This is a genomic window from Rhodobacter maritimus, from assembly GCF_058747975.1.
Genome location: NZ_CM179095.1, coordinates 3,041,807 through 3,065,917 on the forward strand (window position 1 = coordinate 3,041,807; position 24,111 = coordinate 3,065,917).

A 24,111-nucleotide genomic window follows, 5' to 3' on the forward strand; every position below is an offset into this window, starting at 1 on the left:
CCCCCGCCCTGCCGCGGGAAGGTTTATGCCAGCAACGCAACAGGTTTTGCAAAAGAAGCAGGCACCCTTGGCACGCCATACAAACCACAACGAAGCCATGGCGCGCGCGCCGCGCGTTCCCGACATGCTGTTATGCCGGCGCCTGACCGGGGCCGATGTTTCGCGCAACGGGGACGTATATGTGCTTCGTGCCGGGGGCTGGAACGACATGGTCGTGCTGCGCCCCGAGGCCGGGGCCTTCGATCTTCCGGGCGGCATCAGCCTGCATTATGCGCGCGAGATGCAGGTGGCACACCTGGAGACAAGTGCCACGTTGCGTCCCTGCGTGTCCTTCAAGCTGTTTCTGGAAGGTGCGGTCGATGCCTGGATCGAGGACACCACCCTGCCGATGCCGCAACGTGACGGCACATCGGGCTGGATTGCCAGCGGCGCAATCGTGGCGCATCGCGGCCCGGTGCGGTTTCGGCGCCGGGCCGCGCGTGGCACGCATCTGGCCAAGGTCGTCATCGATATTCCACATACGTGGCTGCGCAGCACCCTGGCGGGGCCGGAACTTGCCGCGCTCGACAAGATCCTTGAGGCTGATCTGGTCGTGCTGCCATGGCAACCCGGCCCGACCGAGGTGGCCTTGGCCGAACGGCTTTTCCGGCTTCCCGCAGAGGCGCGCGATGGCATCGCGGCGCTACATGCACAGGGGATCACGCTTGCCCTGATTTCGGCTGTGCTTGATCAGGTGCTTGATCCGGCCGGCACGACACAGGATGCCCCCCTGCCCCGCGATCACCGCTGGCTGTGCCGGATCAACGACACGATCAACGGCCTGCCCGGCGGTCCGGTCAATGTCTCGGACCTCGCGGAAAAGATGAACCTTTCACCATCGACCTTGCAACGGATGATGCGCCGCGCGACGGGGCAAAGCGTGCAGGCCTTCGTCCGGCAGCGGCGTCTGGCCGAGGCGCGCCGCAGCCTTGCAGCGGGAACCGGTTCGATCGCGCAGATCGCATGGCAGGCAGGCTACAGTGCGACGGCGAATTTCTCGACCGCGTTCCGGCGCGAATTCGGGGTCTCCCCGTCGGCCGTCAGGGGCGACGCCCGCTAAAGGTGATGCAGGACCAGCGGGCGCCCCTCGAACTCGGTCACACGCAGATCCATGTCGTAAAGCGCCCCCAGCCTCGGCGCGGTGAAGACCTTGGCGGGGGGGCCTTCGGCCACCACGCGCCCCGCCTTCAGCGCGATGACATGGTCGGCCCATGCCGCGGCGTGGTTGATGTCATGCAGCACCACCACGACCGAACGTCCGGTCGCCCGCAGCCCCACCAGTTTCGCCATAACCGCGCGCGCGTGGGCCATGTCGAGCGCAGCCAGAGGCTCATCCAGCAGCAACCAGTCCGCGCCTTGCGCAAAGGTCATGGCAATGAAGGCCCGCTGACGCTGCCCGCCGGACAGTTCCTCGATGAACCGCTCGGCAAGGGGCGTCAGGTCCAGCGCCTCCAGCGCGGCGCAGACATGGGCCGCATCTTCGGGGCGCGGGCGGCCCTGGTGATGCGGCCAGCGGCCGAACGCCACCAGTTCGCGCACCCGAAGCCGGCTGCCAAGCGGGTTCGACTGCGACAGGATCGCCATCCGGCGCGCAAGCAGATGGCTTGGCGTGCGGGTGATATCGTCGCCATCCACCTCGATCCGGCCCGCCTGCAACGCCTGCAACCGCCCGACAAGTGTCAGAAGCGTGGATTTTCCCGCCCCATTCGGCCCGATCAACGCGGTCACCTTGCCCTTGGGAACATCCAGGTCGACATCCGACAGGATCGCGGTGTTGCCAATCCGATGGCCGACATTGCGAAGCGAGATCATCGCACCTTCCCCTTCAAAAGCAGCCACAGGAAGAACAGTCCGCCCGCGAACTCGATCACCACCGACATGGCCGATTGCAGGCCCAGAACACGCTCGAACACGGTTTGTCCGGCCACCAGGGTGATCCCCGCGATCAGGATCGCCATGGGCAAAAGCGTCGCGTGCCGCGCGCTTCGGCCCAGTTCATGCGCAAGGCCCGCGACGATCAGGCCCAGGAAGGCCATCGGACCGACCAGCGCCGTCGAGACCGAGACCAGCACCGCCACCAGCGCCAGCACCAGAAGCACCAGCCTGTCATGCGCCAGCCCGAGCGAGACCGCGAGCGGCCGACCAAGCGCCAGTACGTCCAGCCGTGGCGCAAGGTGGAAGGCGGCAGCGATCGCGGCAAGGCACAGCGCACCCCCCACCGGCAAGAGCGCCGTTTCAACGCGCGCAAAGCTGGCAAAGCTTGCCGCCTGCACCACGGCATAGGCATTCGGGTCGATCACCCGCGCCAGAAACCCTGCGGCCGAGCGGAAAAGCACACCAAGGATCACCCCGGTCAGCACAAGACGCGCAATATCCTGCCCTGCACGTCCCAGCAGTGTGCCGAAAAGCGCAAGCGCGGCCACGACCATGACCACCACCTCGGCCGCGAATTTCACCTCTCCTCGAAGGGTGGCAAAGCCGGTCAACCCCAGCACGGCCACAAGCGCGGTCTGCATCAGGATGTAAAGCGCGTCATATCCCATGATCTGCGGCGTCAGGATGCGGTTGCGCGTCAGCGTCTGGAAAAGCACGGTCGAGACCGCCACCGAGGCTCCCACCAGCAGCATCCCCGCCAACCTGCCCGCCCGCAACGACAGGACGAACTGCCATCGCGGCCCAAGGCCCGGCAGAAGGTAGGCCGCCGAACACAGGCACAATGCGGCACCAAGAAGAACGATCCGTTTATCCATGCGTGGGCTCTCGATACAGCAGCCACAGGAACAGGGCCGAGCCGATCACCCCCAGTACCGTGCCCACCGGAACCTCGTAGGGGTAGCGCACAAGCCGCCCGACGATATCGCAGGCAAGAACCAGCACCGCGCCCCCCGCCGCCGTAACCGGCAACGTCGCGCGCAGGTTGTCGCCCAGACGACGCGCAACGATATTGGGCACCACAAGCCCGACAAAGGGGATCAGACCGACTGTCACGATCACCAGCGCAGTGACCGTGGACACCACCACCAGGCCCAGCCGCATCACCGCATCGGGGTTCAGTCCCAGCCCCGTGGCCGCGGCACGCCCCAGCCCCAGAATGGCGAAGCGATCCGCCGCGAACCAGGCAAGGGCGGCCGCCGCTCCGGCCAGCCACAAGAGCTCGTATCTGCCGGCGATGACGCCCGAAAATTCGCCCGTCATCAGCCATATGCCGACAAGCTGAAGCAGATCGGCCTGCCAGCCGACGAAGGTGACCACCGCCCCCAGAACGCCCGACAGCACGATCCCCACAAGCGGCACCATCAGCACCTCGCGCGGGGGCAAGCGGCGGATCAGGCGCAGGAAAAGCGCGGTGCCCGCCATGGCGGAAAGGCTCGTGACCAGCATCTTCGTCCAGACCGGGGCATCCGGTGCGATCAGCGTAACTGCAAGCAGGCCAAGCGCGGCGCTTTCGGCCGTGCCGGTCGTGCCCGGCTCGACAAATCGGTTGCGCACAAGCTGCTGCATCACCACGCCGGCACTCGCAAGCGCTGCCCCCGTCAGGATTACGGCCACGGTGCGCGGTAGGCGCGAAACGGTCAGGATCAGCACCGTTCGCGGGTTGCCGTCCGGAAACGACCAGTCGGGCTGAGCGGCGCCGATCAGAAGGCTGGCCACCGAAAGCGGCAGCAAAAACAGGGCAAGGAACAGGGCGGAACGCATGGAAGGCCTCGACGGGGTTGCGCCGGGTGTCACCTGGCCCGGAAAGCCGCGGTGATTTCGTCAAGGGTCCGTGTCATGGCGGTATAACCGCCGCCCGCGATATAGACCGGTGCGGCCGAGAGATAGACGATCCGCCCGGCCTTGCCCGCCTTCGTTCCCGCCACCAGCGGATTGTCCAGCGTGGACGCGGCCGAGCCGGCCTCACCGATGGCCGCACCGCGGTCGATCACGATGAGCCAGTCAGGATCGGCCTCGGCGATAAATTCGAACGACACGGCATCGCCATGCGTCGCGGGATCAAGCTGCTCATGCGCCTCGGGGAGGCCAAGCGTGCTGTGCAACCAGCCAAAACGCGAACCTCTGCCATAGGCCGAGATCTTGGGGCCGTTGGTCTGGACGATCAGCGCGCGGCCCTGGCCTGCAACCGCCTCTTGCGCCTCGGCCAGCCGGGCATCATAGGCCGCAGCCAGCACTGCGGCCTCGGCCTGCCGGCCAAACAATGTGCCATAGGCCTCGATCCGCGCGCGCCCTTCGGCGGGGATGTCCGTTGCGATCGTCATGTCGATCACCGGAGCAATCGGCGCAAGTGCCTCTGCCTGAGGCGCAGAACGCCCCCCCACGATGATCAGATCCGGGCCAAGCGCGGCCAATGCCTCCAGGTCGGGTTCGAACAGGGTGCCGACAGGCGTTGCCTCAAGCCCGGCAAGATAATCGACATAAAGCCGGGACGGGATACCCGCCGGGGTAATGCCAAGCGCCAGCAGCGTGTCGATCGCAGCAACGTCGAATACCGCGACACGGGAGGGCGTAGCCGGAACGGCAACCTCGCCCCGTGCGGTCGGGACAGAGACATTGCCGGCAAGAGCTGGCATGGCGAAGGCAAGGGTCACAGCCAGAAGGCCGGACAGGCGAAGACGATTCATCTGCATCTCCTGTGCGGTTGGCGTGTGGCTGTGGATCTGGCTTCACGCGGTTCCTGCCGATAGCGCCTTGCGCGCACGAGGTCCAGACGTTAATCAGATAAAAACAATAAGGAATTGCAGATGCTCGTCTCAACCGCATATTACCCCACGGAAAACGCGTCGAAATATATCCAGCAGCTGTGCAAGCACTTCGCGCACAAGGTCGAAGCCGGCTATGCCGATAACCGTGGCCACGCGGCCCTGCCCCCCGGTCCGGCCGAGATGATCGCCGATCCGGCGGGCCTGACGGTGCGGGTCAGCGCGCCCGATCTGAAGGGGATCATCCAGGCGCGCTTTGCAATCGACAGCCATCTGGTGACATTCGCGCATCGGGAAGGCTTCTCGGGCCTCACCTGGATGCTGGAAACACCGCCGGCCAACACTGCCTGAGCGTCGACCGGCCTGTCCCAGTGCCCCTCAGGCCACCGCGCGACGTTGCCGCCGCATCCGCGCAAGCCGCCGCAGGCCAAGCGAAATGCCAGTATAGACCAGCATGACCGCCGCCAACGAGGCAAGCCCCGCCACGGTCTGGCCGATCACGCCATAGATCTGTCCGGTATGGGCAAAGCGCAGCCACCGGCGCAGACGAGAGCCAAGTTGACCCGGCTGACCGGAGCCCTCAGACACTATCTCTGTGGTTGCGCGGTCAAGCACGATCTGGGTCTGTGCGGCGCTTTGAACGCCATTCCCTGCATCCATCGTCACCTGGAGATAGGCGGCCTCGGGGGCGGGCAGCGTGATCGAAGCACGCTTCCATTCCGGCACCTTTTCCGCCGCGCTTGCGATCAGCGCATCATAGCTTTGCGGATCGGCGGCCAGAACCGCACCCCGCAGCCCCGTGGGCAGGGCAGCATTTCCGCCCGGCCCGCCACGGCCCTGCGGCGCCTCTTCGCCCACTGCGGCATAGAGCAGGCTGTTCGCCCAGGGATAGGACATCACAACCCCCGAAAGCACGATGACAAACAACGGCACCAAGGCCCAGAATCCGAAAGCGTGGTGCCAGTTATAGTGCCGCGCCTGCGCCGAAGGCAGTCCGCGCCGAAATACCAGGCGCATCCGGATCAGGCCCCAGCGGAATGCCGGGGGCAGCCACAGGTAAAGCCCCGAAATCACAAGAAGCAGGAACACAAGGTTCGACGCCCCGATCATCGCACCCCCGACATCGGTCGGGCCGCTGAGGGACAACCAGCGATGCAATGCGGTGACCGAGGCGAAGAAGGCCGCGATCGCGGCCCCGGCATCCGGAAGCGTGGCCCCGGTATAGGGGTCAACCGCCACGCCCGAACGGCCAGAACGCAGCGAGGCTGGGGCGCCCACTTCGCGTGGCAGGATCAGTGTCTGGCCCGGCTCCGCCCCGCCTTCAAGCACGGCGGAGACCAGCATGTCGGGCCCCAGAGGTTCGCCCCCTGCCGGCACAGTAACGGCCTGTGCCACAGCAAAATCGGTGATCTGCGTCTCATAGGTCAGCACCACGCCCGTCACCGCCATCAACAGCACGAATACTCCGGCAGCTAGGCCCGCGGCCAAGTGCCCCCAGAACACGATCTTCCTGAACATCTCGTCTCTCCGGCTAACGGTTCTGCTTGCTTAACGCAGATGTCCGGCCGTTCCGTCGCCTGTATCACAGATGGGGGACGGATGCGGCAATATGACCGGCCGGAGGCAGGGTAGTGGAGATCAAGCAGGGTCAGGAGAACGGCAGCACCGGCGGCACCCGTTCGACAAACCGGCGGACAGGCGCCGTGCGGCGCCCTCATCCGTCCGCCGGGCTTCAATCGTATTTGCGCAGATCCTCGATCACCATGCCGTCATTGGGCAGGCTGCCCGGAGAGACAAGGTCGATCAGGGCCTTCATCTTCAGGCTTTCCACGACACCATCCAGGTATCGCGCCGGATCGTCTGCCGGGGTTTCGATGCGGACCGTCATCACGTCCATTTCGCCGTCGCGGCTGGCGATGACGCGGGCGCGCGTCACCTCGGGATGGGCTGCAACGAAGGCAGCCACCTGTTCGGGGCGCACGAACATGCCCTTGATCTTGGTGGTCTGGTCGGCGCGCCCCATCCAGCCCTTGATGCGCATGTTGGTGCGCCCGCAGGGCGATGCACCCGCCATCACGGCCGAAAGATCACCCGTGGCAAAGCGCACAAGGGGATAGTCGGGGTTCAGCGCGGTTACCACGACCTCGCCCACTTCGCCCTCGGGGACGGGGTCGCCGGTGCCCGGGCGCACGATCTCGACGACGACGCCCTCATCCACGATCATGCCTTCAAGCGCGGGGGATTCGTAGGCGATATTGCCAAGATCGGCCGTCGCATAGCATTGCAGGCAGGCAATCCCGCGCTGCGCATATTCCTGCCGCAACGAGGGGAAAAGCGCCCCGCCCCCCACCGCGGCACGGGTGATGCGCAGCGCGGTTCCCATTTCCTCGGCCTTGTCGAGAATGACCTTGAGGTAATCGGGCGTACCCGCATAGACCGTGGTGCCGATATCGGCCGCGGCGCGCACCTGCAATTCGGTCTGCCCGGTTCCCGCCGGAAGCACCGCCGCCCCGACCGCCCGCGCACCGGATTCGAAGATCATCCCCGCGGGCGTCAGGTGATAGCCGAAGCAGTTCTGCACGATGTCGCCCGCACCCACGCCGCAGGCATGCAGGAAACGGCCCATGCGCCACCAGTCATGCTCGGTGCCGCCCGGTTCGTAGATCGGGCCGGGGCTTTGGAAGATATGCGCGAAACCATGCGCGGGGCGCGTCGTCAGCCCCCCGAAAGGCGCACTTCCCTTCTGCGCCTGCCCAAGGTCGGATTTGCGCAGGACCGGCAGCCGCGCAAGCGCCGCGCGATCGGTGATTTCGGCGGGATCGACCGCACCGAGATGCGCCGCCATGCCGGGTGCGCGCAGCGCGGTTGCGATCGCCGCGGGCAGATCCTGCGCAAGCGCGGAGGCACGCGCATCGGCAGATCGGGTTTCGAGATTGTCGAAATACTGGGTCATGACGTCCTCTTCGGGGCTTGCCCGATCCTTTCCGCCTTGCATCGGCGGCAGTTCACCAAATCAATCCGCCCGCATTCCTCATGCCAGCCAGCGTTTGCGGCGGCGATAACTGCGCACATCGCGGAAGGATTTGCGGCCCTCGTCCGACATGCCCAGGTAGAATTCCTTCACATCGGGGTTTTCGCGCAGCGCCTGCGCCGGGCCGTCCATCACGACCCTGCCGCTTTCGAGGATGTAGCCGTAATGGGCATAGCGCAGCGCCACGTTGGTGTTCTGCTCGGCCAGAAGGAAGGTTACGCCCTCGCCTTCGTTCACGGCCTTCACGATCTCGAAGATCTGCTCGACCAGTTGCGGCGCAAGGCCCATCGAGGGTTCGTCCAGAAGGATCGTCTCGGGGCGGCTCATGAGCGCGCGGCCCATGGCCACCATCTGCTGCTCACCCCCCGAGGTATATCCGGCCTGGCTTTTGCGCCGTTCTTTCAGGCGCGGAAAATAGGAATAGACCATCTCGAGGTCCTTCATGATCTCGGCGCGCCCGTCCTTGCGGGTATAGGCGCCGGTCAGCAGGTTCTCCTCGACGGTCAGATGCTCGAAACAGTGGCGGCCTTCCATCACCTGGATCACGCCCTTGCGCACCAGATCGGCGGGCGACATGTCCTGCACGCGCTCACCGCGATAGATGATCGAGCCCTTGGTGACCTCGCCGCGTTCGGATTTCAGCAGGTTCGAGATGGCCTTGAGCGTGGTGGTCTTGCCCGCGCCGTTGCCGCCCAGCAATGCCGTGATGCCGCCCTTCGGAACCGAAAGGCTGACCCCCTTCAGCACGAGGATGACGTGATTGTAGATCACCTCGATATTGTTGACCTCGAGCAGGGCCTGTTCGGTTGTCGCTTCGGTGCTTTTGGCGGCGTCAAGCATGGCGTCCTCCGTGCGGGTAAAGTCCCCGGCCCGAAGGCCGGGGACAGATCGTCAGTTGCAGCGTTCGCTGATGCCGGCTTCCGCGGCATAGGCGGCCGAGTCCTCAAGAACCAGAGGCATCAGGACATCGTCATCAGGCGTGATGAACCCGGTGATGAGGTTCCACTTCTTGGCGGTGGCATCCCACTGCTGGAGCATCGCCGCACCCGGGCCGCCGTGATCGGCGCAAGAGGCCGCGAAGGGCTGGCCGAAATGCGGCAGGCCCAGTTCGGCCATACGCTCTTCGGTGATCTCGAGGTTCTCGAAGCCTTCGCGCATCTGCTCGGCGTTGATGGCCGAGGTTCCGGCGATCTCTTGCGCCTTACGCGCGGCCTCGGCGATCACCAGCGCGGCATACATGCCCCGCGAATAGAGCACGCTGCCCACCTGGTCGCCCGCACCCGAGGCCTTTCCGGCATCGTGCACATATTGCTTCAGATCCGCATAGACCGGGTAATCCATCCCGGTGCCGTGCATCGCAAGGCTCTTGTAGCCATTGGCGCCGTCGCCCGCGGGCAGCACGTCGTTTTCAGAGCCCGACCACCAGACGCCGATGAAGTTCTCCATCGGGAACTTGATGTTCGCGGCTTCCTGGACGGCGACCTGGTTCATCACGCCCCAACCCCAGAAGATGACGTAGTCGGGCTTTTCGCGGCGCACTTGCAGCCATTGCGATTTCTGCTCCTGACCGGGGCTGTCGATCGGCAGGGTCGAAAGCTCGAAGCTGTGCTTCTTGGACAGCTCCTCGAGCGTGCGGATCGGTTCCTTGCCATAGGCCGAGTTGTGATAGAGCAGCGCGATCTTCTTGCCCTCGAGCGAGCCGCCGTTCTCATCGAGCAGATACTTGATGGCCACCGAGGCGCCATCCCAGTAGTTCGCGGGATAGTTGAACACCCATTCGAACACCTTGCCATTCGCCGCCGAGGTGCGGCCGTAGCCGGGCGTGTAAAGCGGGATCTTGTCGGCCGAGACCTTGGGGATCAGCTGATAGGTGATCCCTGTGGACAGAGGGTTGTAGACCAGCGCGCCGCTTCCCTTGGTCGCCTCGTAGCATTCCACACCCTTTTCCGTGTTATAGGCGGTTTCGCATTCCGGAACCTGGACCTTTTCACCACCGATGCCGCCGTCGCGTTCGTTCAGCAGGGTGAAATAGTCGTTGAAACCGTCAGCATAGGGAATGCCGCCTGCCGCGAAGGGCCCAGTGCGGTAGCTGAGGTTCGGGATGACCAGATCGGCCATGGCGGGCGCCGCAGTAGCCGCGGTGATCCCGGCGGCCACAAGCGCGGTAAAGGTCTTCTTCATGAGTTTCTCCTCCCAGAGCGTAGTTGGTTCATTGCTGCCGGTTGCCCGGTTCTTCGGTCTCGGCCCGACCTCAGTGCGGGAAGGGCCAAAGTCTGAGTTTCTCCTTCGCCACGCGCCACAGCTGCGCGAGGCCATGCGGTTCGGCGATCAGGAACACCACGATCAGCCCGCCCACGATCATCAGCTCGATATGCGCGGCAAGGTCGGTCGGCCATCCAAGCTGCCCCACCAGAAGGTTCTTGAGCAGCACCGGAAGCAGCACCAGGAACGCCGCCCCGGCAAAGCTGCCGAAGATGCTGCCCAGCCCGCCGATGATGACCATGAACAGGATCAGGAAGGATTTCTGGATCCCAAACGCCTCGCCCACCTCGGCCGCACCAAGATAGACGGCGAAGAACAGCGCCCCGGCGATGCCGATGAAGAAAGACGATACCGCGAAAGCCGTCAGCTTCGTGCTCAGCGGGTTCACCCCGATGATCTCGGCGGCGATGTCCATGTCGCGGATCGCCATCCACTTGCGCCCCACGGTACCGCGCGTCAGGTTGCGCGCGATCACCGCCACGATGGTCACCATGATCAAGCAGAACATGTATTTCGCCGTGGCCGAGGTCTGCGCGCCGGTCACGAAGACCCCGAAGACCGTGCGGTCGGGCGCCGTGATCTGCCCCGAGGCCGAGTAGTTGTAGAACCACGGCACCTTGTTGAACAGCCACACAAGGAAGAACTGCGCCGCCAGCGTCGCCACCGCAAGGTAGAACCCCTTGATGCGCAGGCTGGGCAGGCCGAACAGCACCCCGACCCCCGCCGTGATCCCCCCGGCCAGAAGCACATGGATGAAGATCGAGACCTCGGGGAAGGCGGTCATCAGCTTGTAGACCGCATAGGCCCCCACCGCCATGAACCCGCCCGTGCCAAGGCTGACCTGCCCGGCATAGCCCACCAGGATGTTCAGCCCGATCGCCGCGATCGCATAGATCAGGAACGGAACGAAGACCGCATTCGCCCAATAGTCATTGATGAACAGCGGGATCACCCCGAAGGCCACCGCCAGCACCGCGTAATAGCGCAGCCGGTCGAACCTGATCGGGAATGTCTGGCTGTCCTCGCGGTAGGACGTTTTGAAATCACCCGCCTCGCGGTAGAACATCAGATCTTCCCCCCGTTCTCCATCGGGGGGCAGACGATCCGCGCCCCCGTCAGCAGCCGCGCCGGATGCGCAGCCAGGACCAAAGCCCCGCGCCCGCGCCCGCAGCCGCCAGTAGAATGTTTGTCATCTGCAATGCGACCGACTCGTTGGCCGGCGCGGCCAGGGCCAGCCATCCGAACGCCAATGCGGCGGCCCAGCCGATCGTGAACATCATTGCGCAACTTTTCATTCGCAGAACCTCTCCCAGGTTTCCGCGCGGCCGGAACGGGCCGCGCTTGCGTCCCTTTTCCCCGATCCGGGCCTCCCAACCCGTTTGCGATCAGATCTGCGGCAGATTGATGCATAACTTACACCCGCTCAATGATTTTTTCGCCGAACAGGCCCTGCGGCCGGAACACGAGGAACCCAAGCGCCAGAACATAGGCAAACCAGTTTTCCGTCGCGCCACCGATCATCGGACCCACGAAGAACTCGAACAGCTTCTCGCCCACGCCGATGATCAGCCCGCCCACGATGGCGCCGGGGATCGAGGTGAATCCGCCCAGCATCAGAACCGGCAGCGCCTTCAGCGCAATCAGAGAAAGCGAGAACTGCACCCCCGACTTGGTGCCCCACATGATCCCCGCGACCAGCGCGACGAACCCCGCGATCGACCAGACCAGGATCCAGATGAAGCGCAGCGAGATCCCGACCGACAGCGCGGCCTGATGGTCGTCGGCCACCGCGCGCAGGGCACGGCCCTGTTTGGAATACTGGCTGAACAGCGTGAGCGAGCTGACAAGGATCACCGCCACCACGGTCGCCACGATATCCAGATTGTCGATGAAGAACCCGTAGCCGAAGATCCGGTCGGTCACCGATTCCACCGTTTCCGAGATCCCCTGCGGCAGGCCGACATCCAGCTTCTTGATATCCGCGCCCCACATCACATCGCCCAGGCCTTCGAGGAAATAGGCAAGCCCGATGGTGGCCATGAACAGGATGATCGGGGCCTGGTTCACCAGATGCTTGAGAACAAGCTTCTCGATCGCGATCGCCAGCCCCACCATGACCAGCGCCGTCAACGCGATCGCCACGATGCCCGGAAGCTGCCAGCCGAAGCCGTGCAGGTTGGTGCCGAAAGCCGCGTTGATCAGATGCGCGAACGGCACCTGTCCGTTCTGCAACCCCACAAGCGTCAGCGCCGCAAACAGCGCCAGCACGCCCTGTGCGTAGTTGAAGATCCCGCTGGCCTTGAAGATGAGCACGAAACCCAGCGCGACCAGCGAATACATCACCCCGGCCATCAGGCCGTTGAGGGTGACTTCCATTGCGTAAAGCAGTTGATCCGGCATCTCGTCCCCCTCAGTCGTGCGACACGCCAAGATAGGCGTCGATCACATCCTGGTTGTTGCGCACTTCGTCGGGCGTTCCGTCCCCGATCTTCTTGCCATAATCCATCACGACGACACGGTCCGACAGGTCCATGACCACGCCCATGTCATGTTCGATCAGCGCGATGGTGGTGCCGAATTCGTCGTTCACATCCAGGATGAAGCGGCACATGTCCTCTTTTTCCTCGACGTTCATGCCTGCCATCGGTTCATCCAGCAGCAGGATCTTCGGCTCGGCGGCAAGCGCGCGGGCAAGCTCGACCCGCTTCTTCAGCCCGTAGGGAAGGCGCCCCACCGCCGTCTTGCGGATGTTCTGGATCTCGAGGAAGTCGATGATCTTCTCGACCTTCTCGCGGTGCTCGTGTTCCTCACGCGAGGCGCCGCCATACCAGAGCGCCTGGCTGAGCAATCCCGATTTCATCAGGGTGAGGCGCCCGGTCATGATGTTATCGAGCACGCTCATGCCATCGAACAGGGCGATGTTCTGGAAGGTGCGCGCGATGCCAAGGCGGGCCACCTCATAGGGTTTCATCGGGCCGCGCTTCACGCCCTTGAACCAGACCTCGCCCTCGGACGGAACGTAGAAGCCCGAGATGACGTTCAGCATCGAGGACTTGCCCGCGCCGTTCGGCCCGATGATCGCGCGGATCTCTCCGTCGCGGATGTCGAAGCTGATGTCCTTGATCGCCACCACGCCGCCGAAACGCAGGGTGATGTTCTTCATCTCCATCAGCACGCCGCCGATCTTGCGGCCGTCCGCGGTCACATATCCTTCGGTGGTGTCTTTCATTCCGCCGCCATCCTCTGTTCCGCGATCACCCTGGCATCCGCGATGTTCAGCGTTGCCTTGATCTTGCCCTTGCGGCCGTCCTCGTAGGTGACCTCGGTTTCGGTGTAGATGCTGTCGCGCCCGTCATAGAGCGCGGCGATCAGATCGCCGAACTTCTCCTCGATCACGTTGCGCCGCACCTTGCGCGTGCGCGTCATCTCTCCGTCGTCGGCATCCAGCTCCTTGTGCAGGATCAGGAAGCGATGGATCTGGCAGCCCGACAGCATCGGATCCTGCGCGACGCTCGCGTTCACCTCGTCGATATGGTTGCGGATCATCTCGTAGACCTTCGGATGACCGGCAAGTTCCTGATAGGAGGCGTAGGCGATGTTGTTGCGCTCGGCCCAGTTGCCGACCGCCGTCAGGTCGATATTGATGAAGGCGGTGCAGCGGTCGCGCCCGCTTCCGAACACCACGGCCTCAAGGATGTTGGGATAGAACTTCAGCTTGTTCTCGACATATTTCGGGGCGAACAGGCGTCCGTCGGCCATCTTGCCCACGTCCTTGGCGCGGTCGATGATGCGCAGATGGCCGGTGCCTTCCTCGAAGAAGCCCGCATCGCCCGTGGCGACCCAGCCCTCGGGGTCCTTGGTCGAGGCGGTGCTTTCGGGGTTCTTGTAATATTCGACGAACGTCCCCGGCGAGCGGTAGAACACCTCGCCGCTCTCGGCGATCCGCACCTCGACCCCCGGCGAGGGCACCCCCACCGTATCCGAACGCACCTGCCCGTCGGGCTGCTGGGTGATGAAGACGCTGGCCTCGGTCTGGCCGTAAAGCTGCTTGAGGTTGATCCCGAGCGAGCGGTAGAAATCGAAGATCTCGGGCCCGATCGCCTCGCCCGCGGTATAGCCCACGCGGATGCGCGAATAGCCAAGCGTGTTCTTCAGCGGGCCATAGACCAGCAGGTCGCCAAGGAAATAGGACAGCCGCTCGCCAAGGCCCACGGCCTCTCCGTCCAGGATCCTCGGCCCGATGCGGCGCGCCACGGCCATGTAGCGGTCGAACAGCCATTTCTTGAACCGGCCCGCATCCTCCATCCGGATCATGACGCTGGTCAGCTGGCCCTCGAACACGCGCGGCGGGGCGAAGAAATAGGTCGGTCCGATCTCGCGCAGGTCGGTCATCATGGTGGCGGCGCTTTCGGGGCAGTTCACGGTGAAGCCCGTCCAGTAGGCCTGCCCGATCGAGAAGATGAAATCGCCCACCCAGGCCATCGGCAGATAGGCCAGCACCTCGTCATTGTGGTTCAGCCGGTCGAACTCGGACGAGGCCTTCGCGGTTTCGATGATGTTGCGGTTCGAAAGCACCACGCCCTTGGGCTTGCCGGTGGTGCCCGAGGTGTAAAGCATCACGCAGGTCGAATCGTAGGTCAGTTCCGCGATGCGCGCGTCCAGTTCCTGCTCGTAGCGGTAATGACCCGCGCGGCCCTCGGCCTGCACGTCGCCCAATGCGTTCATGCGCGAATGGTCGTATTTCCGCATACCGCGCTTGTCGAAATACATCACATGCTGGATGTGGTGGATGCGGTCCTCGACCTCGACGACCTTGTCGACCTGCTCCTGATCGCCGCAGACCACGAAACGCGCGCCGCAATGTTCCAGAACATAGGCCATCTCTTCGGCGACGGCATCCTGATACAGCGGCACGGGAATGGCCCCGCACATCTGCGCGGCCACCATGGCCCAGTAATGCGCCGGCCGGTTGCGCCCGATGATGGCGACGTGATCGCCCCGCTCGACCCCGATGCTCAGGAAGCCAAGCGCCATGGCGCGGATTTCCTCGGCGGTCTGGGCCCAGGTCCAGCTTTGCCAGATCCCGAATTCCTTTTCACGATAGGCCGGCAGGCCGCCGTAACGCGCCACGTTACGCGCCAGAAGCGCAGGAATCGAATGTGCGGAGTCAACCGCCGCCTTCGCGTCAGACAATATTCCCTCCCCCCGCCGGTATGCCCGGCGTCCTTCAGCCATGGACGATTCCTCCGCCGCCCATTGCGTCACGCCTGAACGCTCGCCGTCAAACTTTTCCTGACTTTTTCGCAATTGTTACGAATTCTTTCAGGCGGCGATAGATGCTTCCAATCGCGGCCGGGGCGGTGCTAGCCATAGGAAAAGAGGCATGGCCATGACACCGGACGATCCGCGCGAACGCTTGACCCAGGCAGGGCTGAACCTGATCCAGCAGGCCCTGTCGATCTTTGACAGCGACCTGCGCCTTGCGGTGTGCAACAGCCAGTATCAGGTGATGTTCGACCTGCCCGACCGGCTGACCAGGCCCGGCACCTCTTTCGAGGAAACCATCCGCTATCTGGTCGAGCGCGGCGAATACGGCCCGCAGCCCGATCTTGAACAGGCCGTGCGCATCCGGGTCGAACAGGCCCGCGCGTTCGAGCCCCATTACATGGAGCGGATGCGCGCCAATGGCCGGACCGTCTCGGTCGAGGGGTCGCCCCTGCCGCAGGGCGGATGGGTGACAGTCTATACCGACATCACCGAGATCAAGCGCCAGGAGATGCTGTTGCGCGCCCGCTCGGAAGAGCTGTCGGGCCAGGTTCTGGACCATGCCGAGGCCCTGGCCGGCGCCAACCGCGCGCTTGGCGCCACCAATACCGCGCTGGAAGAGGCCAAGCGCCAGCTGACCGCGATCGAGGCCCGCACCCGGCAGGTGACCGAGATGATGCCCGCGCATATCGCCCATCTGGACCGCGACCTGCGCTACACCTTCTCGAACCGGCGGCTTTCGGCGGTCATGCCGGGCAGCCTGTCCGATATCGTCGGGCGCTCTGCCGCCGAGGCGCTGGACCCCGCGACCTATCTGCGCCTTGAGCCGGCCCTGCTGCGCGCCCTTGCCGGCGAGGCCAGCGTGATCGAGATCACGCATGAGCCGTCGGGGCGGCGCATCCGCATCGCCTTCACCCCCGATCGCAGCGGCGATGACGATGCCATCCTTGGCGTCTATGTCCTGTCTACCGATGTCACGCAGGAAACCCAGGCGCGCGCCGCCCTGGCCCAGACCGCCAAGCGCGAACTGGCCGCGCAGCTTTCCTCGGGGCTGGCGCATGATTTCGCCAATCTGCTGACCATCATCCTTGGCCTTCAGGGCAGGCTGGACCGCATGGAGGCCCTGCCCGGCGAGGCGCAGGATCTGGTGCGCGCCACCCTTGCCGCGGCGCGGCGCGGGGGCACGCTTCTGGAACGGCTGGCCGCCATCTCGGGCCCGCGGGAACTGCGCCCCCAGCCCGTCGTGCTGGCAAGCCTTCTGGCCGATCTTGCCGCGATGGCGGGCCCGACCCTTGGCCCGAAGGTCGGGTTGGAGATTGACGTGGAGGCCCTCGATCAGCCGATCCTTCTGGACCCCGGACCCTTGCAGGACAGCCTTCTGAACCTGATGCTGAACGCGCGCGATGCGATCGGCCCCGCGGGCGGCCTGATCCGCCTTGAGGCCCATGCCCTGCGCGACACATGGGCCGAGATCGCGGTGAGCGATACCGGACCGGGCTTTTCGGACGAGGCGCTGGAACGCGGGCTCGATCCGTTCTTCACCACCAAGGGCGGCGAGGGGTCGGGCCTTGGCCTGTCCATGGTCTATGACCAGACCAAGCTGGCCGGCGGCACGGTGCGGCTGGAAAACACCGGCACCGGCGCGCGCGTCACCCTGCGCCTGCCGCTGCGCCCCGCCGAGGCGCCGGGTACGCCGATGCTGGTGCTTCTGGTCGAGGACAACGAGGAGATCCGCACCGAGGTGCGCGAGATGCTGCGCCGCCTTGGCCATTCCGTGCTGGAAACCGCAAGCGCCGACGAGGCCGAAGCCCTTGCCGCGCTGCCCGAGATCGGGATGGTGCTGTCCGACATCAACCTGCAAGGAACGCGCAGCGGGGTGGATCTGGCGCAGGCGCTCGGCGGGCGGGGGCTGGCGGTCGGGCTGATGACCTCGCTTCCGCCCGGCGATGCGACACGCGCCCGAGCGCCCTGTCCGGTGCTGCAAAAACCCTTTACAGAAACGGAACTCGCCGCCTTTCTCGCGGCGACCGGAGTGCATGCATGACCCCATCCGCCCAAGCCCCCCATGTCGCCATTCTGGACGACGAACCCGAAATCCGGCGGATGCTGTCGGATACCCTGGAAGAGGCGGGCTTTCGCACCACCTGCTACGGGCGCGCAACCGAGTTCGAGGCCGGGCTGAAGCGCACCGCCCCCGATGTCTGCCTGGTCGATCTTGGCCTGCCCGACCGCGACGGCCTGGCGCTGGTCCATCGGCTCGCGCTGGAATCGGGCGCGGCGATCATCATCATCTCGGGGCGGGCGCAGGTGCAGGACCGCGTCACCGGGCTTGAGCTGGGCGCCGACGACTACATCATCAAGCCCTTCGATCCCGCCGAGGTCGTGGCCCGCATCCGCGCCCGGCTGCGCAAGGGCCGCGGCGATACCCCGCAGCAGGCGCAAAGCGCACGGTTCGCCGGCTGGACCGCGCATTTCGAACGCTATGTGCTGATCGATGCCAAGGGCAACGAGGTGCCCTTCTCGCATGCCGAGGGCGAGGTGCTGCGGCTGTTTCTCGAAAGCCCCAACCGGCTGATCTCGCGGGCGCAGATGCAAGAGGCGCTTGGCGGCGCGGCCAGCGAAAGCTTTGACCGGGCGATGGATGTGCGGATCTCGCGGTTGCGCACCAAGCTGGGCGAAGATCCGAAGAACCCACATCTTATCAAGACGATATACGGCGCTGGCTATATCTTTCTGGGGGATGTCGCCTGGGGGTGAAGATTCCTCTGGCCCCGCCGCGCCGCTTCTGATTCTTTAGGGATGAAACCTGACCGGAAGGCACTGCCATGCTGACCCTCATCCTGCATCGCGGGGCGCGCGGACGCCCCCTGCCCGCGCGATCGTTCTATCGCGTCGAGGTCGCCGACAACCTTTTCGGGGAATATTCGGTGCTGCGCGAATGGGGGCAGGCGGGGCGCCGCGGGCGCCAGAGCCTGAGCTGGTTTTCCAACCTGCGCGATGCGGTGCTGGCCGCCGATAGCTGCCACCGCCGTGCGCAGGCCCGCGGATACCATCTGACCGAACGCCGGCTGGCGCAGCGCTAGGGGGCCATGATGACGGTGCATTGGTGCGGAACGGGGCTGTCTTCGGGGCCGGGCCTGCGCAGGTTGCTGGATGCGGGCCATGACATCCGGCTTTGGCATATCGACGAAAGCGCCGCGCGCGCCCTTGTCGCCCCGCGCAGCGCCCTGTTGCGCGACTTCTCGGAAGAGGCGCTTGCGGCCGAGCTGCGCCCCGGCGACATCGTGGTTTCCATGCTGCCGCCCGAGATGCACCTGCCGCTGGCCCGGATCGCGCTGCGCGGCCGGGCGCATTTCGCCTGCTCGTCCTACATCACCGAGGGGTTGCGCGCGCTTGACACCCCCGCGCGCGAGGCCGGGGTGGCGCTTGTGGCCGAGGTCGGGCTTGATCCGGGCATCGACCATCTGATGGCGCATGACCTGGTGGCCGATTACCGCGCCAGCGGCAAGGTGGCGCCGGGCAACACGATCTCGTTCCGGTCCTGCTGCGGCGGGGTTCCGGCGGTTCCGAACGCCTTTCGCTACAAGTTCAGCTGGTCGCCGCTTGGCGTTCTGCGCGCGCTCCGGGCGCCGTCCCGCTCGATCCGGCATTTCTCGGAACTGTCGGTCAGCCACCCCTGGGACGCGATCCTGCGTTATGACGCGCCCCTGCCGCAGCCCGAGACCTTCGAGGTCTATCCCAACCGCGATTCGCTGCCCTATCGCGCGGAATACCGCTTCGATCCCGAATGGCGGATCGAGGATTTCATGCGCGGCACGATCCGCCTTCTGGGCTGGGCCGATGCATGGCAGCCGGTCTTTGCCGCGCTGGAAGATGGCGGGCCGGACGCCGAAACCCGGCTGGCCGCGCTTGCCGAACGCCTGTGGCACGACAACGCCTATGCCCCGGACGAGGCCGACCGCGTGGTTCTGGTGGTCGACCTTGCGGTGAAGCGCGATGGCGCGACCGTCTGGCACAAGGCCTGGGCGCTGGACGCAAAGGGCGATGCGCGCGGCTCGGCCATGGCGCGGCTGGTATCGGGCACGCTGTCCCATGCCGTCGAGGCGATCCTGGCCCACGAGATCCCCGCGGGGCTGCACAGCGCGCCCCATGACCCGAAGCTGGTGCACCGCTGGCTGGGCGCCCTGGAAAGCCAGGCGCAATACCTGGCCAAGCGCGATCTGACGCGCGCGCATCCCTAGAACGGGCAGGGTGCCGAGAAGGTCATGTGCCGGCCGCTGTCGGGATGGCGCAGACGCAGGCTTTCGGCATGCAGCATCAGGCGCGGAAAGGCACGCGCGGCGCCCGTGGCGTAAAGCGGATCGCCAAGGATCGGGTGGCCCAGCTCCATCATGTGCACGCGCAACTGGTGGCTGCGCCCGGTCAGCGGCATCAGGCGCACGCGGGTGGTGCCATCGGCCTCGTGGCGCAGCACGCGCCAGTCGGTCTGTGCCGGGCGGCCGGTTTCATGGTTCACATGCTGGCGCGGCCGGTTCGGCCAGTCGACGATCAGCGGCAGGTCCACCCGCCCGCGCTCGGGGTTCAGATGCCCCCAGAGCCGCGCAAGATAGACCTTCTTCGTCTGCCGTTCCTCGAACTGGCGGCCCAGATGGCGCTGCGCATGCGGGGTCAGGGCAAAGACCATCACCCCCGAGGTATCCAGATCCAGCCGGTGCACCAGAAGCACCTCGGGATAGGCGCCGCTCAGCCGCGCGATCAGGCAATCGGCCCGGTCCGCGCCCCGACCCGGAACGGACAACAGGCCCGCGGGCTTGTCGACCACGAGGATTTCATGATCGGCATGCAGGATGCACGGCGCCTCGGGCGGCGGGGCATAGACGAAATCGTTCATCGCGCCGGAGTGCCCGCTCGGCGCAGGCGCGTCAAGCGGCCCCGTCCCAGACAAGGCGCGCGGCAAGCCCGCCGAACATCACCGCCGCGATCTTGTTCACCGCCCCCATCCGCGCGGAAAGCGACCGGCCAAGCCAGCCCGCGACGATGCCGTAGCCCATCGTCACCAGCGTGCCGGTAAAGGCGAAGATGGTGCCAAGGATCACCACCTGCTGCCAGATCGGGCCATAATCGGGCCGGGTGAATTGCGGCAGGAAGGCAAGGATGAACAGCACGGGCTTGGGGTTCAGCGCGTTGGACAGGAACCCCCGCCCCACCGCACGCAGGGGCTTTACCACGCCGCGCACCGCCCGCGCGCCCGTCCCGGCGCGCCAGGATTTCCAGGCCAGCCACAGAAGATAGCCCGCCCCCGCCCAGCGGATCACCGACAGCGCACCGGGATGGGCCGCGATCACCGCCGAAAGGCCAAGCGCAGCCAGCGTGATGTGCCACACGACGCCAAGCCCCACGCCCAGCCCCGCCATGGCCCCGGCGCGCGGCCCGCCCTGGATGCCGCAGGCCGTAGCGAAGAACACATCCGCGCCCGGCGCGAAGTTGAGGATCAGCCCGCCGATCGTGAAGGCGATCAGGCTTTCGGCCGGGAAGGCCATGACAACATCCCACATGATGCAACGCCTCCGGACCGGGTGCTTTGGCGCCAGATGTAGCCGCCGCCCCGCGCCTTGGAAACAGAAAATCAGACCGCGGCGAAAACCTCTGACAGAATCCCCGCAAGGGCCTCGGCATCCGCCTGATCGAAGGCATCGGCGCGGTCGCTGTCGATATCGAGAACCCCGATCAGCCGCCCGCCGCGCCCGAAGACCGGAAGAACGATCTCGGACCGGGTCGAGGACGAACAGGCGATATGGCCCGCGAAGGCCTCGACATCGGGCACGATCTGCACCGCGCAAAGCCGCGCGGCAGCACCGCAGACCCCGCGGGAAAACGGAATCACCAGACAGCCGTGCCCGCCCTGATAGGGCCCGATCTTCAGCACGCCCGGTTCGGTCACCCGGTAGAAGCCGGTCCAGTCGAAGCGGCTGTCGGCATGGTGGATCTCGCAGGCAAGCGTCGCCATGAGCGCGACCTCGTCGGTCTCGCCCTCCGTCAGCGAAAGGATCGCGCGGCGCAGGTCGGCATAGTTCACGCGCATCGGACGGTCCTTCAGGGGCGTTCGATGGCGATCGCGGTGCCCTCGCCCCCGCCGATGCAGATCGCGGCGATGCCGCGCTTCAGCCCCCGCGCCTCGAGCGCGTGCAGAAGCGTGACCATGATCCGCGCGCCCGAGGCCCCGATCGGATGGCCAAGCGCGCAGGCACCGCCATTCACGTTCACCCGCTCATGCGCGATGCCCATCCGCGCCATGAAGGCCATGGGCACCACAGCGAAGGCCTCGTTCACCTCCCACAGGTCGACATCGGCGGCGCTCCAGCCAAGCCGGGCCAGAAGCTTTTCGGCCGCCGGGACCGGCGCGGTCGGAAACTCGGCCGGGGCCTGGGCATGGCTTGCATGGCCGGGGATGCGGGCGCGGACGGGCATCCCCTCGGCCCGCGCAACCTCTTCCGAGGCCAGCACCAGCGCCGCCGCCCCGTCCGAGATCGAGGACGAATTCGCCGCCGTCACCGTGCCGCCGGCGCGGAAGGCAGGCTTCAGCGCGGGGATCTTCTCGGGGCGCGCAAGGCCGGGCTGTTCGTCCTGCCCCACCACGCTCTCGCCGCCGCGTCCCGCCACGGTGACCGGCACGATCTCGGCCGCGAAGGCCCCGCTTGCCTGCGCCTCAAGCGCGCGCGACAGCGAGGCAAGGGCATAGGCGTCCTGCGCCTCGCGCGTGAACCCGAAGGCCGTGGCGCAATCCTCGGCGAAGGTGCCCATCAGGCGGCCCTTGTCATAGGCATCCTCAAGCCCGTCAAGAAACACGTGATCAAGCGCCTGCGCATGGCCCAGACGCGCGCCCGAGCGCATCTTGCCCAGCAGGTAGGGCGCGTTCGTCATGCTTTCCATCCCGCCGGCCACCACCACGCCGGCCCCGCCCGAGGCGATCTGGTCATAGGCCACCATCGCCGCCTTCATGCCCGAGCCGCACATCTTGTTCAGCGTCGTCGCCGGAACATCCTGCGGCAGGCCGGCGGCAAAGCCCGCCTGGCGCGCCGGGGCCTGCCCTTGCCCGGCGGGCAGCACGCATCCCATCAGCAACTCGTCCACGCGCGCCGGCGCAACGCCCGCCCGCACCAGCGCCGCCGCGATCGCCGCGCCCCCCAGCCTTGCCGCCGGCACCGAGGCGAACGCCCCCTGAAGCCCGCCCATCGGCGTACGCGCCGCACCCGAGATCACCACACCCATCGCCAGATCCTCCTGCCCCTCAAATCCCGGTCTACGGATACCGAATGGTAAGCATTGCCGTCTAGCCTCGGCGTGAACTTCTTTGGTCGGAGCCCGTGAATGCAGCTGGAAGCAGAACCCCATGGCGGCACGCTGGTCGTGCATGTGAACGAATCCCGGATCGACGCGGCGGTCGCCATCCGCTTCAAGGATCTGATGCGCGACCTTACCGCCCCGCCCGCCGATCGCGTGGTGCTGGACCTGTCGCTTGTGGAGTTTCTGGACAGCTCGGGTCTTGGTGCGGTGGTGGCGGTGATGAAATCCCTGTCGCCCGAAAAGCGGCTGGAGCTGGCCGCGCTGACGCCAAACGTGGCGCGGGTGTTTCGCCTGACGCGCATGGACGGCGTGTTTCGCATTCATGAAACACTCGACTCGGCCCTTTGCGAAGGGGCACGCGATGCTGGCTAAGCGCAGAACCGAGAAGGTCCAGATTCAGCGCATGTTGCAACGGGCCGAGCCGCGGATATTCCACTATCAGTTCGTGGCCGACCCGCTGTCCGTCCGCTATGCCCTGCGCGCGGCCATGGCCCGGTTTCTGCGCCAGATGACCGAAACGGAAGCCGGCACGCTGGAGCTTATCCTGGCCGAGGTTCTGAACAACATCGTCGAACACGGCTACGAGAATTCGGGAGAGGGCAGCATCACCCTGTCTATCGTGCGCGACCGGCGGGGCATGAATTGCGCGGTCAGCGACGATGGCACGGCGCTGCCGCTTGAATGCCTGCTGCACAGCGAGTCCGAGGGGGCGGGCGGGCATGTCCGCCCCGATCCCGGCAAGCTGCCCGAGGGAGGTTTTGGCTGGTTCCTGATTCGCGACCTGGCCGAGGAACTCGGCTATCGTCATGAGAACGGGCACAATCTTCTGGCCTTCCGGCTGCCGCTTGAACCCGCCTGAGCCGGAATCGCTGCAAAAGATCGGCGCCGCCGACTCGGTCGGCAACGTCATCCGGGTGCTGATCGTGTTGAAAGGGAAAGTCCGGCGGATGCGGGCGCTGCCTACCGCCGGAGTCTTGTCGGCCCCTTCGGATCGGATTGCGTGATGCCGCCGCGATCCAAGGCCGGAAAGGCAGGGTCAGTCGATTTCTTGCGTCAAAAGCAATGGGTCGCGCCGCACGGACATGATGCACAGCGGCTTTACCAACGCATAGACAAGGGCCAGAAGGCTGACCAACGCCGCAGCCGCGAACAACACGACAAGCGCCGTCAGGAACGAATGCCCAAGGATCAGCGCCGCGCCAGCCGCGAAATAGCCGGCAATGCTACCCAGGATGATTGATCCAACCAACACGATCGCTTCCTTCCCATGACCACAACTTCCACGCGTCCAAGCTGGAATCCGTTTGTGTCAGGAATTGGGCGATTCTGGCGTGGCCCTGTGGCGTTTGCGATATCGCCCGGAAAACACGATCCCGCAATCTCACTATTTCCCTTCTAACCCCCCGGGTTTCCGTAAATTTCCAACGCTTGCGCCCGAGGTGCCATACCCCCAGGTGATGCAATAGCGGCACA

The 24,111-nt window shown here is 65.6% G+C and carries 26 protein-coding genes; 8 read left to right on the top strand and 18 right to left on the bottom strand.

Translation table 11 applies throughout. The annotated features are described in order from the left end of the window. The first annotated feature begins 67 nt into the window (after positions 1-67). Positions 68-1,099 (top strand): helix-turn-helix transcriptional regulator, encoded by a 1,032-nt coding sequence (locus AC4PTO_RS15285; RefSeq protein WP_492729899.1) that lies wholly within the window; start codon positions 68-70, stop codon positions 1,097-1,099. Here the strand turns inward: AC4PTO_RS15285 and AC4PTO_RS15290 are convergent. The 4 genes from AC4PTO_RS15290 to AC4PTO_RS15305 are packed head-to-tail and all read right to left on the bottom strand — an operon-like array spanning position 1,096 to position 4,658. Continuing rightward, entirely contained in the window at positions 1,096-1,851 is a 756-nt protein-coding gene (locus AC4PTO_RS15290; protein WP_492729901.1) for an iron ABC transporter ATP-binding protein, read from the bottom strand. The two genes, AC4PTO_RS15285 and AC4PTO_RS15290, sit on opposite strands and share 4 nt — an antisense overlap. Continuing rightward, positions 1,848-2,789: an iron chelate uptake ABC transporter family permease subunit gene (locus AC4PTO_RS15295; protein WP_492729903.1), complete on the bottom strand. Its 942-nt coding sequence runs from the start codon at positions 2,787-2,789 to the stop codon at positions 1,848-1,850. Before AC4PTO_RS15295 ends, AC4PTO_RS15290 begins: the two co-directional genes overlap by 4 nt. Then, positions 2,782-3,735, bottom strand: coding sequence for an ABC transporter permease (locus tag AC4PTO_RS15300; RefSeq protein ID WP_492729905.1), 954 nt, complete (start codon positions 3,733-3,735; stop codon positions 2,782-2,784). The genes AC4PTO_RS15295 and AC4PTO_RS15300 overlap by 8 nt, the downstream gene beginning before the upstream one ends. 29 nt (positions 3,736-3,764) lie before the next feature. Beyond that, a complete protein-coding gene (locus AC4PTO_RS15305) occupies positions 3,765-4,658 on the bottom strand; it encodes a siderophore ABC transporter substrate-binding protein (RefSeq protein WP_492729907.1) in 894 nt (297 codons plus the stop codon). 120 nt (positions 4,659-4,778) lie between these two features. Between AC4PTO_RS15305 and AC4PTO_RS15310 the strand changes: the two genes are divergently transcribed. Beyond that, the gene (locus tag AC4PTO_RS15310; RefSeq protein WP_492729909.1) at positions 4,779-5,087 is read left to right on the top strand and encodes a DUF2218 domain-containing protein; all 309 of its coding nucleotides are present in this window, start codon (positions 4,779-4,781) and stop codon (positions 5,085-5,087) included. 27 nt (positions 5,088-5,114) lie between these two features. On the opposite strand, the gene AC4PTO_RS15315 is transcribed toward AC4PTO_RS15310, so the two are convergent. The 9 genes from AC4PTO_RS15315 to AC4PTO_RS15355 form a co-directional block, all read right to left on the bottom strand. After that, on the bottom strand, positions 5,115-6,254 hold the full coding sequence (locus AC4PTO_RS15315) for a PepSY-associated TM helix domain-containing protein (protein WP_492729910.1): 1,140 nt from the start codon (positions 6,252-6,254) through the stop codon (positions 5,115-5,117). Positions 6,255-6,468: 214 nt separating this feature from the next. Continuing rightward, positions 6,469-7,689 (bottom strand): phenylacetate--CoA ligase family protein, encoded by a 1,221-nt coding sequence (locus AC4PTO_RS15320; protein WP_492729911.1) that lies wholly within the window; start codon positions 7,687-7,689, stop codon positions 6,469-6,471. 78 nt (positions 7,690-7,767) lie between these two features. After that, positions 7,768-8,607: an ABC transporter ATP-binding protein gene (locus tag AC4PTO_RS15325; protein ID WP_492729913.1), complete on the bottom strand. Its 840-nt coding sequence runs from the start codon at positions 8,605-8,607 to the stop codon at positions 7,768-7,770. A 51-nt stretch (positions 8,608-8,658) separates the two neighbouring features. Next, positions 8,659-9,948, bottom strand: a complete 1,290-nt coding sequence (locus AC4PTO_RS15330; RefSeq protein ID WP_492729915.1) for an ABC transporter substrate-binding protein — start codon at positions 9,946-9,948, stop codon at positions 8,659-8,661. Positions 9,949-10,018: 70 nt separating this feature from the next. Further along, positions 10,019-11,095 (bottom strand): branched-chain amino acid ABC transporter permease, encoded by a 1,077-nt coding sequence (locus AC4PTO_RS15335; RefSeq protein ID WP_492729917.1) that lies wholly within the window; start codon positions 11,093-11,095, stop codon positions 10,019-10,021. 49 nt (positions 11,096-11,144) lie between these two features. Beyond that, a complete protein-coding gene (locus tag AC4PTO_RS15340; protein ID WP_492729919.1) occupies positions 11,145-11,324 on the bottom strand; it encodes a hypothetical protein in 180 nt (59 codons plus the stop codon). Between the two features lie 118 nt (positions 11,325-11,442). After that, positions 11,443-12,429 (bottom strand): branched-chain amino acid ABC transporter permease, encoded by a 987-nt coding sequence (locus AC4PTO_RS15345; RefSeq protein ID WP_492729921.1) that lies wholly within the window; start codon positions 12,427-12,429, stop codon positions 11,443-11,445. Between the two features lie 10 nt (positions 12,430-12,439). Next, on the bottom strand, positions 12,440-13,258 hold the full coding sequence (locus tag AC4PTO_RS15350; protein ID WP_492729923.1) for an ABC transporter ATP-binding protein: 819 nt from the start codon (positions 13,256-13,258) through the stop codon (positions 12,440-12,442). Continuing rightward, complete coding sequence (locus AC4PTO_RS15355; RefSeq protein ID WP_492729925.1) at positions 13,255-15,222, bottom strand: long-chain fatty acid--CoA ligase; 1,968 nt, start codon at positions 15,220-15,222, stop codon at positions 13,255-13,257. Before AC4PTO_RS15355 ends, AC4PTO_RS15350 begins: the two co-directional genes overlap by 4 nt. A 190-nt stretch (positions 15,223-15,412) precedes the next feature. Here AC4PTO_RS15355 and AC4PTO_RS15360 point away from each other — a divergent pair, with 190 nt between their 5' ends. The 4 genes from AC4PTO_RS15360 to AC4PTO_RS15375 all read left to right on the top strand — a co-directional run bounded on the left by AC4PTO_RS15360 (position 15,413) and on the right by AC4PTO_RS15375 (position 19,535). After that, positions 15,413-17,338: a hybrid sensor histidine kinase/response regulator gene (locus AC4PTO_RS15360; protein ID WP_492729927.1), complete on the top strand. Its 1,926-nt coding sequence runs from the start codon at positions 15,413-15,415 to the stop codon at positions 17,336-17,338. Beyond that, positions 17,335-18,051: a response regulator transcription factor gene (locus AC4PTO_RS15365; RefSeq protein ID WP_492729929.1), complete on the top strand. Its 717-nt coding sequence runs from the start codon at positions 17,335-17,337 to the stop codon at positions 18,049-18,051. The genes AC4PTO_RS15360 and AC4PTO_RS15365 overlap by 4 nt, the downstream gene beginning before the upstream one ends. 68 nt (positions 18,052-18,119) lie before the next feature. Further along, a complete protein-coding gene (locus AC4PTO_RS15370) occupies positions 18,120-18,377 on the top strand; it encodes a WGR domain-containing protein (protein ID WP_492729931.1) in 258 nt (85 codons plus the stop codon). Between the two features lie 9 nt (positions 18,378-18,386). Beyond that, positions 18,387-19,535 carry a saccharopine dehydrogenase C-terminal domain-containing protein gene (locus tag AC4PTO_RS15375; RefSeq protein ID WP_492729933.1) on the top strand — a complete coding sequence of 383 codons (1,149 nt, stop codon included), beginning with the start codon at positions 18,387-18,389 and terminating at the stop codon, positions 19,533-19,535. On the opposite strand, the gene AC4PTO_RS15380 is transcribed toward AC4PTO_RS15375, so the two are convergent. The 4 genes from AC4PTO_RS15380 to AC4PTO_RS15395 form a co-directional block, all read right to left on the bottom strand. Continuing rightward, positions 19,532-20,185: a pseudouridine synthase gene (locus AC4PTO_RS15380; protein WP_492729935.1), complete on the bottom strand. Its 654-nt coding sequence runs from the start codon at positions 20,183-20,185 to the stop codon at positions 19,532-19,534. The genes AC4PTO_RS15375 and AC4PTO_RS15380 overlap by 4 nt on opposite strands. Positions 20,186-20,216: 31 nt before the next feature. After that, a complete protein-coding gene (locus tag AC4PTO_RS15385) occupies positions 20,217-20,849 on the bottom strand; it encodes a LysE family translocator (protein WP_492729937.1) in 633 nt (210 codons plus the stop codon). A 71-nt stretch (positions 20,850-20,920) separates the two neighbouring features. Further along, positions 20,921-21,376, bottom strand: coding sequence for a GAF domain-containing protein (locus tag AC4PTO_RS15390; RefSeq protein WP_492729939.1), 456 nt, complete (start codon positions 21,374-21,376; stop codon positions 20,921-20,923). 11 nt (positions 21,377-21,387) lie between these two features. Beyond that, positions 21,388-22,563 carry an acetyl-CoA C-acyltransferase gene (locus AC4PTO_RS15395; protein WP_492729941.1) on the bottom strand — a complete coding sequence of 392 codons (1,176 nt, stop codon included), beginning with the start codon at positions 22,561-22,563 and terminating at the stop codon, positions 21,388-21,390. Positions 22,564-22,662: 99 nt separating this feature from the next. On the opposite strand from AC4PTO_RS15395, the gene AC4PTO_RS15400 reads away from it, so the two are divergent. Together AC4PTO_RS15400 and AC4PTO_RS15405 are read left to right on the top strand one after the other, a co-directional pair. Continuing rightward, on the top strand, positions 22,663-23,010 hold the full coding sequence (locus AC4PTO_RS15400) for an STAS domain-containing protein (protein WP_492729945.1): 348 nt from the start codon (positions 22,663-22,665) through the stop codon (positions 23,008-23,010). Beyond that, positions 23,000-23,497, top strand: a complete 498-nt coding sequence (locus AC4PTO_RS15405; RefSeq protein ID WP_492729947.1) for an ATP-binding protein — start codon at positions 23,000-23,002, stop codon at positions 23,495-23,497. The genes AC4PTO_RS15400 and AC4PTO_RS15405 overlap by 11 nt, the downstream gene beginning before the upstream one ends. A gap of 177 nt (positions 23,498-23,674) precedes the next feature. Here AC4PTO_RS15405 and AC4PTO_RS15410 read toward each other — a convergent pair whose 3' ends face one another. Continuing rightward, positions 23,675-23,890 (bottom strand): hypothetical protein, encoded by a 216-nt coding sequence (locus AC4PTO_RS15410; RefSeq protein WP_492729949.1) that lies wholly within the window; start codon positions 23,888-23,890, stop codon positions 23,675-23,677. Positions 23,891-24,111: the final 221 nt, after the last annotated feature.

Bases quoted from the DNA above. Each gene is read 5' to 3' on its own strand.
- AC4PTO_RS15400 (WP_492729945.1), top strand. From the start codon at position 22,663: ATGCAGCTGGAAGCAGAACCCCATGGCGGCACGCTGGTCGTGCATGTG.
- AC4PTO_RS15395 (WP_492729941.1), bottom strand. From the start codon at position 22,563: ATGGGTGTGGTGATCTCGGGTGCGGCGCGTACGCCGATGGGCGGGCTT.
- AC4PTO_RS15340 (WP_492729919.1), bottom strand. From the start codon at position 11,324: ATGAAAAGTTGCGCAATGATGTTCACGATCGGCTGGGCCGCCGCATTG.
- AC4PTO_RS15330 (WP_492729915.1), bottom strand. From the start codon at position 9,948: ATGAAGAAGACCTTTACCGCGCTTGTGGCCGCCGGGATCACCGCGGCT.
- AC4PTO_RS15360 (WP_492729927.1), top strand. From the start codon at position 15,413: ATGGCCATGACACCGGACGATCCGCGCGAACGCTTGACCCAGGCAGGG.
- AC4PTO_RS15380 (WP_492729935.1), bottom strand. From the start codon at position 20,185: ATGAACGATTTCGTCTATGCCCCGCCGCCCGAGGCGCCGTGCATCCTG.
- AC4PTO_RS15335 (WP_492729917.1), bottom strand. From the start codon at position 11,095: ATGTTCTACCGCGAGGCGGGTGATTTCAAAACGTCCTACCGCGAGGAC.
- AC4PTO_RS15350 (WP_492729923.1), bottom strand. From the start codon at position 13,258: ATGAAAGACACCACCGAAGGATATGTGACCGCGGACGGCCGCAAGATC.
- AC4PTO_RS15295 (WP_492729903.1), bottom strand. From the start codon at position 2,789: ATGGATAAACGGATCGTTCTTCTTGGTGCCGCATTGTGCCTGTGTTCG.
- AC4PTO_RS15365 (WP_492729929.1), top strand. From the start codon at position 17,335: ATGACCCCATCCGCCCAAGCCCCCCATGTCGCCATTCTGGACGACGAA.
- AC4PTO_RS15370 (WP_492729931.1), top strand. From the start codon at position 18,120: ATGCTGACCCTCATCCTGCATCGCGGGGCGCGCGGACGCCCCCTGCCC.
- AC4PTO_RS15315 (WP_492729910.1), bottom strand. From the start codon at position 6,254: ATGTTCAGGAAGATCGTGTTCTGGGGGCACTTGGCCGCGGGCCTAGCT.
- AC4PTO_RS15290 (WP_492729901.1), bottom strand. From the start codon at position 1,851: ATGATCTCGCTTCGCAATGTCGGCCATCGGATTGGCAACACCGCGATC.
- AC4PTO_RS15405 (WP_492729947.1), top strand. From the start codon at position 23,000: ATGCTGGCTAAGCGCAGAACCGAGAAGGTCCAGATTCAGCGCATGTTG.
- AC4PTO_RS15390 (WP_492729939.1), bottom strand. From the start codon at position 21,376: ATGCGCGTGAACTATGCCGACCTGCGCCGCGCGATCCTTTCGCTGACG.
- AC4PTO_RS15320 (WP_492729911.1), bottom strand. From the start codon at position 7,689: ATGACCCAGTATTTCGACAATCTCGAAACCCGATCTGCCGATGCGCGT.
- AC4PTO_RS15345 (WP_492729921.1), bottom strand. From the start codon at position 12,429: ATGCCGGATCAACTGCTTTACGCAATGGAAGTCACCCTCAACGGCCTG.
- AC4PTO_RS15375 (WP_492729933.1), top strand. From the start codon at position 18,387: ATGACGGTGCATTGGTGCGGAACGGGGCTGTCTTCGGGGCCGGGCCTG.
- AC4PTO_RS15305 (WP_492729907.1), bottom strand. From the start codon at position 4,658: ATGAATCGTCTTCGCCTGTCCGGCCTTCTGGCTGTGACCCTTGCCTTC.
- AC4PTO_RS15325 (WP_492729913.1), bottom strand. From the start codon at position 8,607: ATGCTTGACGCCGCCAAAAGCACCGAAGCGACAACCGAACAGGCCCTG.
- AC4PTO_RS15310 (WP_492729909.1), top strand. From the start codon at position 4,779: ATGCTCGTCTCAACCGCATATTACCCCACGGAAAACGCGTCGAAATAT.
- AC4PTO_RS15300 (WP_492729905.1), bottom strand. From the start codon at position 3,735: ATGCGTTCCGCCCTGTTCCTTGCCCTGTTTTTGCTGCCGCTTTCGGTG.
- AC4PTO_RS15385 (WP_492729937.1), bottom strand. From the start codon at position 20,849: ATGTGGGATGTTGTCATGGCCTTCCCGGCCGAAAGCCTGATCGCCTTC.